Source organism: Streptomyces sp. NPDC000878, assembly GCF_053599695.1.
Map to the genome: position 1 here is coordinate 37,123 of NZ_JBSFMT010000080.1, position 7,527 is coordinate 44,649.

A 7,527-nucleotide genomic window follows, 5' to 3' on the forward strand; every position below is an offset into this window, starting at 1 on the left:
ATGCCGCAGACCCGAGGCGAGTCACTTGACTCGCCTCAGTGGTCCTGCTTACGGTACGAGAGAAAGGCGAGTCGAGTGCCTCGCCTCCTATCTGTGGCGTCGGGTTAATTCCGGGAGCCGCGCGGTGGAGGAACAGTTCATGACGATCGACAAGATCGCTTTGGTGACCGGTGCGAATCGCGGCCTCGGACGTGGCGCGGCCATCGCTCTGGCCACACGCGGGGTGCGGGTCCTGGTCACCCACCGCGGTGATGCGGCCGGGGCTGAGAAGACGGTGGAACAGGTGCAGGCGGTGGGTGGTACTGCCGCTGTTCTCCGGCTCGACATCAGCGACGTCTCCTCTTTCGCGCCCTTCACCTCCGAACTGAGCGAGCAGCTGGAGCGCTGGGGTTCTTCGCGGCTCGACATCTTGGTCAACAACGCGGGAGTGGGGATCTTCGGACCGCTGGAGGACGTCACGATCGACGACTTCGACACGGTGATGGGCACCAACGTCCGGGGCACGTTCTTCCTCATCCAGTCACTTGTGCCGCTGCTGACCCAGGGCAGCCGCGTCATCAACGTCTCGACGTCACTGACCCGACACACCAGCCCCGCCACCTCGGTCTACTCCGCCTCGAAGGCCGCCGTCGAAGCCTTGAGCCGCACCCTCGCCGCAGAACTCGGCCCGCGCGGAATCCGGGTCAACTCCATCGCCCCGGGACCGACCGCCACCGATTTCAACGGTGGAGCGATGCGGGACGACGCCGGGATGCGCCAGGTTCTGGCCGGACAGACCGCGCTCGGCCGCGTCGGCGAACCTGAGGAGATCGGCGACGCCATCGCCACGCTGGCCTCCGAGGGTCTGCGCTGGGTCACCGCCCAGCGCATTGAGGTCTCCGGCGGCGCCCTCCTCTGAGCGACCGGGCGACGCCCTGTAGAGATGCAGGCAGCGACGCCCCGACTCACTCCCAGCCGGTCTCGTCCTCGTCCAGCTCCGGCGCATCAGGGTCCCGAAGCGGGCGCAGGACGCCGGCGGCGGGGGTCGAGGCGGTGAAGCTGTGGCGGCCGAGCAGGTTCAGGTCGCGGTGCTTGAGCGGGGAGAGGAGGGCGATGTCCTCCTCGCGGAGTTCGTGGCCCTCAGCCTGGAGCTGGGCGACGGCGGCGTCGATGTAGCGCGTCGTCCAGAGCACGATGGCGTTGAGGACCAGGCCGAGCGCGCCGAGCTGGTCCTCCATGCCGTCGCGGTACGCCTGGTGGATGGTGCCGCGATTGCCGTGGCACACCTCGCGGGCGAGCTTGTGGCGGGACTCCTGCACGGTGAGCCGGCGGTTCATTTGCCGGCGGTAGGTGTCGTCGACCGGGTCGACCACGCGGAGCAGGTGTTCGGTCTTGGCGATGCGCCCGTATTCGGCGAACGCCTGCCCCAGCGGGGTGGGGCGTCCCTCGCGGCCAAACATCCGCAGCAGGTCGTAGGCACTGACCTGGTTGGTGACCAGGGAGCCGGCGACCTTCAGCATGTCCGGCCAGTGCGTGATCACCTTGTTCAGGTTGACCCGGTTACGGGCCAGGTCCTCCAGCACTCCGTACACTCCGGTCTCCACCCCGGGCATGGTCGCGCGCCAGAACCGCTGGTCGTCCAGGTCCCGGAACCGCGGGCCGAAGTTGTAGCCGAGATCTTGAACAGGCCGAACACCATGTCGGAGTAGGAGGCGTTGTCGGTCGCCACCACCTCGGGCTTGACTCCGCCGTCGAGGTCCAGCAGCGCGTCCAGGATGTGCAGGGAGTCGCGCGGGGTGCCGGGCACGACCATCTGCCCGATGCCCGCGACCTGGTCGTTGACGGCATTGAGCCAGGTGATACCGGGCTTGAAGCCGAAGTACTTCGGTGACGGCGCCGAGCTGATCGTGCGCACGGGGACGACGAACCGCAGTCCGTCGACCGAGGCGAGTAGCGCAGCCCCCAGGGATGGGACGGGTAGGGCGGCGGGGCGGAGAAACGCTCGTTCTCGTCGACGTCGCCGCTACGTCGGGTTCGCGTTCACCTGGGCCGCCTGTCCCCTTGGGCCCCCTATCGACAGGGACTCGGGGCTGGCGGTGACCGTGTCCGTCAGCCAGCGTTGTTCCGCTGAGCCGTCCCGGACCTTCACCACCACGTCCGCGTCCGGGTCGTCAGATGCCGGGGCGACAGCCAGGCCCTCCTCCCAGCGGGGCAGCAACTCGCCCCGCACGGTGAGGTCGTAGCGGACGTCGTCGCCGCGCTCGGCGGACGCGGCGGCACAGCGGCCGAGGATGACGACACCGGCGTCGGCGTGCGAGTCCAGGCACAGGTCGGGGTTGGCGACACTGCGCAACAGCCCGTCGTCCTCGTACGTCCACAACTGGGTCCACGCGGTCGAGCAGGACGCGAGCCTGGTGACGGCGCCGGCCGTGGCCTTCCCGCCCCGGATGTCGAGGCACAGGTCGGCGGTGACATTACGCAGCCGGGTCTGCAGGGCGGTGGTCGGGTTGCCGCCCGTTCCGGGCGGCGACGAGGACACCGCGGGCGGGGTCGGCGATGCGTCGGGCACCGGGGCGCGTCCGCCGGTGGCACTGGACGAGGCGGCCGGATCGGCGCCGCTGCCGTCCTTCGGCCACAGCCCGCTGCCGAGCACGACCGCAAGAACGACGGCGGAGGCGAGGCCCACGCTGGTGAACAGGGTCTTCCTGTTCCGGGGCACGCCCGCCACCGGGCGGCGCGGGGAGGGAATCCGTGACAGCAGACGCCCCCGGCCGGCGCCACCGCCCTCGCCTCTGCCGCCGTGCCGGGCATGACCCCGCGTCCGCGTGCCCGTCTGGCCGCGCCCCGGGCGGGAGTCGAGATAGCGGCGTGCGCCCCAGCCGAGCACCGCCTCGGCGAGCAGCGTGCCCAGACCGCCCTCGAAATGGCTCAACTGCTCTGCGGCGTAACGGCAGTAGCGGCACTCCATCAGATGCTGCTGGACATCGGGCAGCAGGGCGCCGCCGCGCCGGATGGGAACGTCGAGAAGACGGTTGTAGAACCGGCAGTCCTTGGACGGCGCGAGTTCCCGGTGGGCGCGTACACAGCCCTCGCGGAATTGTTCACGGGCCTGTTCCAGCGAAGCCGCAGCCGTATCCGTGTCCATGCCAAGAAGAACGGCGGGGACATTCATCGGCTCGGCTTCCACCTCGGTGTGCCACAACAGGCACTGCGCGAGTCCGGGAAGGGCCTGGAACGAACGCTCCGCGAGCTTACGGTTTTCCGGCGTCATGGACTTCGCCGCGCGCATACCGCGACCGCCCGCCGGTTTCCTCAGGTCCGGCAGCACATCGGATATGCGGTCGTCGGCGGCCCACTGCCTGACGGTGTCGCGTACGGCCACGAGGAACCGGGGGCGCAGTGCGACGGCGGACTCGGCCCGCATCACCCGCTCCAGGACCTGGTGGAAGGCGGCGGCGGTGACCATCGAGGCGGCCTGGGCCGAAGTGGCGAGGCAGATGACCGCGTACTCGTGGGTCGCCTGCCAGTGCCGCGCCGTCAGAAGGGCGACGGACGGGCCGGTCTCGCCCTCCGGCCTGCTTCTGAGCTGGGCGGCGAGACTCTCGTCCGATTCCCCCGGGACCCCACCGGAGTACGGGGGGTAGGACGGACGAGGAGGGTGGGGGGTGGGCACTGAAGCGGTTTCCTTCCCACGCGCGGGTGACTCAGAGCAGTTCCGGGAAACGCCCGGACGAGTCCGCACGAAGACCGGCGGCTTTGTGTCCCCCCGCCGCCCCCGGGCCCCGGCTGTGGCGCTGGACCGCCACCGAATCACCACCGGTGAATCGAACCCGGCCATTCCCCCTGCACAGGTAGTTCACCCTTGCACAAGTCACTCATGGCCAACAAGGCACTTGAGCAACATCCATTCATTGAAGGAGAGTCAGCAACACCAGAAACTATCGACGGTTGATCGACGGTTGTACGCGACACTCGACCCGAAGGCCGTGTCGGCTTTCGGCATTTTCCCGCGCCCCGTGTGAACCGGATGCACGCGCCGGTGCACCACGCACGCTCCCGGCGCACGCGAAGGCGGAGTCCACTGGAACCCGGCCCTTCCTCGGAGGCCACGCACGGGACGGCGGCTCTCCCGCGCGAAACGGCCGCCGACCCCGTTCCTCCCGCCCTCGGTCGGCGGCCCCGAGGGCGGGCCGAAGTCACCCCCACACGCCCACGCGCAGAAGGCCTGCTCAGATCTGCCAGGAGCGCAGCCGGTCGGCCGCGCCGTAGACGTCGGTCTTCCCCGAGATCAGGTCACGGGCGAGGTCGACGAGGGCGCCGTACGGCGGGTCGATGCCGACATCGCTGACGAACATGTACGCCACGGCGGTGGCACAGGCGAAGCGGGCGTTGGCCGACGGCAGCGGCTTGAGCAGCGCGAGGGTGTGCAGCAGGGCGGCGGCCCGCCAGGCCGGGTCGGAGTCCACGCCGAGGCGCGGCGGGTCGACCCGATGGCGGGCCACGGCGGCCACCAGGGCCGAGAAGTCGTTGACCGTGGGCTGGTCCGGCAGAACCTCTTCGTGGCGCTGGAGCAGCCAGGGCACGTCGATATGGATGACGGGAGCCATCGGTCAGGCGACCCGTCCCTGACCCGGCGCGACCGGTTCGTCCTCGGGGAACGCGGCGGCGAACTCGTCCGCGTGGGCCGCGAAGAACCGCCGGAATTCCTCCGCGCCCTCCTGGAGGGCGCGGTGCCGGGCGATGTCGGCCGCCGCCGCCTCACGCACGAGTGCCTTCATCGACGTACCGCGCTCCTTGGCTATCTGCCGCAGGTCCTCTAGCTCGCGGTCACTGAACTCCACATTCAGAGCTGGCATGCCCCCACGGTACCGCGCCGGTACTTACCCGTAAATACCACCAGGTCAGGCGGGTAGGGCGGTGGTACCGAGGGGGCGCGACCGGTCACCGGGCGAATCGGCTATCCCTGGTCGGCCACGAAGGACGCCAGCCGGGCCAGGGCCGCGTTCCAGTTGATCGTGTGCTCGTTCGTCGACCAGGACTGGATGTCGTCGATGTAGCAGAACTGGCCGACGCAGCCCTGCAGTTTGCTCTGTGCGTAGGGGTCCTGAATGCTGGAGTTGGGGCCTCCGGCGAGTGTGCCGTCCGGCGGGCTCGGCAGGCTGGGGTCCAGCTGTTTGGCGTACCAACGGCTGTGCTGCTGATGGGAGTTGACCTCGCCGTAGCCCGTCACGTACGACATGTTCAGCGCGTTGCGGCCGAAGAGGTAGTCCATGCTCTGGAGCGCACCGTCGCGGTACTTGGAGGCGCCACCGATGTCGTACGCGGTGGCGATGACGACGGCGTTGTTGAGGATCTGCGCGTTGGAGCCCCAGTCGTACACGTTGGCGTCGGGGGCGTAGGGCATGCCGTACGGGTGTGCCGCCAGGGTCGTCAGATAGCGGTCGGCGCCCTTGAGGACGGACTGGCGGACCTTGTCCCGGCCGGGGAGCCGGTTCGGGACGGTGGCCAGGTCGAGGCGGCCGGCCGCGGCGGTCCTGGCCCAGTCGAAGCCGAGGGGGACGAAGATGTCGGCCGTGTGGATGGGCGAGTTCAGGATGTGCTGCTCGAACGCCTTTTCCCCGGTGGTCAGATACAGCTCGGCCGCCGCCCAGTAGAACTCGTCCCGCGCGTCGGTGTCGGGGTAGGCGCCGCCGCCGGTCCCGTCGTTCGGGTCGGGGTGGATGCCGGGGTGGGCGAGCGCCGCCGTCCATGCGTTGCGGGCCACCGCGAGGGCGTGCGCGGCGAACGTACGGTCGTAGGGCCGGTACAGCCGGGCCGCCTGGGCCGCCGTGGCCGCGAGGTTGAGGGTGGCCTCGGTGGTCGGCGGGTGGAGTTCGCGCTTCTGCGGGTCGGCGCTCGGCAGCAGCGGCAGCCCGGTCCACTGTTCGTCGTGCATCTTGTGGTGCGCCATACCGGCCAGCGGCTGCCCGTCGGGCACCTGCATCTTCAGCAGGAACTCCAGTTCCCAGCGGGCCTCGTCCAGGACGTCCGGCACCTTGTTGCCGCTCTCCGGGATGTCGAGCGTGCCGTCACCGAGCGCGTCCCGCTGCCCCGTACGGGCGTACAGGGAACGCTCGTACGTGCTCAGCAGCTCCCAGGTCGAGATACCGCCGTTGACCACGTACTTGCCGTGGTCGCCGGCGTCGTACCAGCCGCCGGTGACGTCGAGGGTGTAGTCGCACACGCCGGGCTGGCACGGCACGTCGGAGTCGCCTTGGTTGGGCGCCACGTCGACATGACCGGCGGGGCGGGCGTAGCCGGGGCGCAGGTCGTCGCGGATCTCGATGCCGCTGCGCTGCGTGTAGTAGTACTTCAGCGAGTCCAGCCGCAGCCGGTCGTACGCGCTCGCGTCGATGTCGAAGGGGCGGCTCGCCTCGCCGTCGGCGACCAGGGTGAGGCCGGTGCCGCGTTTGCGGTAGGCGCCGAAGTCGATCGAGTGGACGTTCTGCCCGGACGAGGCGTCGGTGCCGCGCGGTACGGTCCGGCCGTGGGCGGCCGTGGTCCCGTCGGCCCTCTTCAGCTGCCAGGGCAGGGGCTGGGTGGAGTCCGTGACGAGCGTGGCGTTCTTCGGCCCGACGGGCAGATAGGCGACCTGGTTGACCCGTACCCGGGGTCCCGTGTCGGGTTCGTACACCTCGGGCGGGACCCCGCCCAGCAGTGACACGTCGTCCATGCAGAACCGGAAGGGGTCGGCGCTGCCGCCGAGCTGGAAGCCGACCTGGCCCTGGGTGGTGTCGGCGGGCGCGGTGAACGTGTAGGCGTAGGAGTCGCCGGAGACGCTCAGCTGGGGGCTGACCTCGAAGTAGGTGTCGTACGGGGAGACGGACAGCCCGACGATCGCCCGGACGACGTGTCCTGCGGGTGTGCCGGTCGCCTTGAAGGCGAACCGGTACGACTCGCCCTCGACGAGGGTGATGTCGTTCTGGCCGACGGCGGCGTCCCAGCGGTTGGTGGTGCCGCCGGGTACGTCGGCGCAGAGGGCGCCGTCGGAGAGGCCCGCGGTGACGTTGCTGGTCGTCCACCAGGGGGCGGTGGTGGTGTCGAAGGTGCCGTTCTTGACCTGCTCGATCTCGTCGGCGTCGGCAGGGGTGGTCGGGAGGGTGGTGAGGGCTGCGGTGAGGAGAGCGGTGAGGGGGAGCAGGGTGGTTCTGCGTCGTTTCACGTCTGGGCTCCTCGGGTGGGGTGGGGGCGCGGGAGGGAGGGCGAGAAGAGCGGCGCTTGCTGTGGGAGCGCTCCCAGAGGCGGACGTGGCCCATGCTGTGGGAGGTTGCACGGCACGTCAACGCTCCGAACGGGTTTTTCGCCCCCGCCGCCCCTACCCGTCCCATCCCTGGGGGCTGCGCCCCCAGACCCCCCTTTCGCGCTAAAACGCGCTCGTCCTCAAACGCCGGACGGGCTAAAAGATCAACCCCTGGCCGGCACCATCCAGCCCGTCCGGCGATTGAGGACAAGGCCCGTTCAGGGCCGACAGCGGGGGTTCGGGGGCGGCAGCCCCCGAGAGATCGGAAG

Annotated in this window: 5 protein-coding genes and 1 pseudogene; 1 reads left to right on the forward strand and 5 read right to left on the reverse strand. The window is 69.9% G+C overall.

Translation table 11 applies throughout. The features are described from left to right. The first annotated feature begins 139 nt into the window (after positions 1-139). Positions 140-898: an SDR family NAD(P)-dependent oxidoreductase gene (locus tag ACWDR4_RS42145; protein ID WP_450416479.1), complete on the forward strand. Its 759-nt coding sequence runs from the start codon at positions 140-142 to the stop codon at positions 896-898. A 46-nt stretch (positions 899-944) separates the two neighbouring features. On the opposite strand, the pseudogene ACWDR4_RS42150 reads toward ACWDR4_RS42145, so the two are convergent. The 5 genes and pseudogenes from ACWDR4_RS42150 to ACWDR4_RS42170 all read right to left on the reverse strand — a co-directional run. After that, positions 945-1,966, reverse strand: a pseudogene (locus ACWDR4_RS42150) (transposase); the annotation flags it as partial. Between the two features lie 36 nt (positions 1,967-2,002). Then, on the reverse strand, positions 2,003-3,652 hold the full coding sequence (locus tag ACWDR4_RS42155; RefSeq protein ID WP_450416481.1) for an RICIN domain-containing protein: 1,650 nt from the start codon (positions 3,650-3,652) through the stop codon (positions 2,003-2,005). A 556-nt stretch (positions 3,653-4,208) separates the two neighbouring features. Beyond that, a complete protein-coding gene (locus tag ACWDR4_RS42160; RefSeq protein ID WP_053745133.1) occupies positions 4,209-4,586 on the reverse strand; it encodes a toxin Doc in 378 nt (125 codons plus the stop codon). A gap of 3 nt (positions 4,587-4,589) precedes the next feature. Continuing rightward, a complete protein-coding gene (locus tag ACWDR4_RS42165; protein ID WP_369037932.1) occupies positions 4,590-4,835 on the reverse strand; it encodes a hypothetical protein in 246 nt (81 codons plus the stop codon). Positions 4,836-4,936: 101 nt separating this feature from the next. After that, positions 4,937-7,180, reverse strand: a complete 2,244-nt coding sequence (locus ACWDR4_RS42170; RefSeq protein ID WP_450416483.1) for a glycoside hydrolase family 9 protein — start codon at positions 7,178-7,180, stop codon at positions 4,937-4,939. Positions 7,181-7,527 lie beyond the last annotated feature (347 nt).

Excerpts from the sequence above, each read along its gene's own strand:
- ACWDR4_RS42145 (WP_450416479.1), top strand. The coding sequence starts at position 140 with ATGACGATCGACAAGATCGCTTTGGTGACCGGTGCGAATCGCGGCCTC.
- ACWDR4_RS42160 (WP_053745133.1), bottom strand. The coding sequence starts at position 4,586 with ATGGCTCCCGTCATCCATATCGACGTGCCCTGGCTGCTCCAGCGCCAC.
- ACWDR4_RS42165 (WP_369037932.1), bottom strand. The coding sequence starts at position 4,835 with ATGCCAGCTCTGAATGTGGAGTTCAGTGACCGCGAGCTAGAGGACCTG.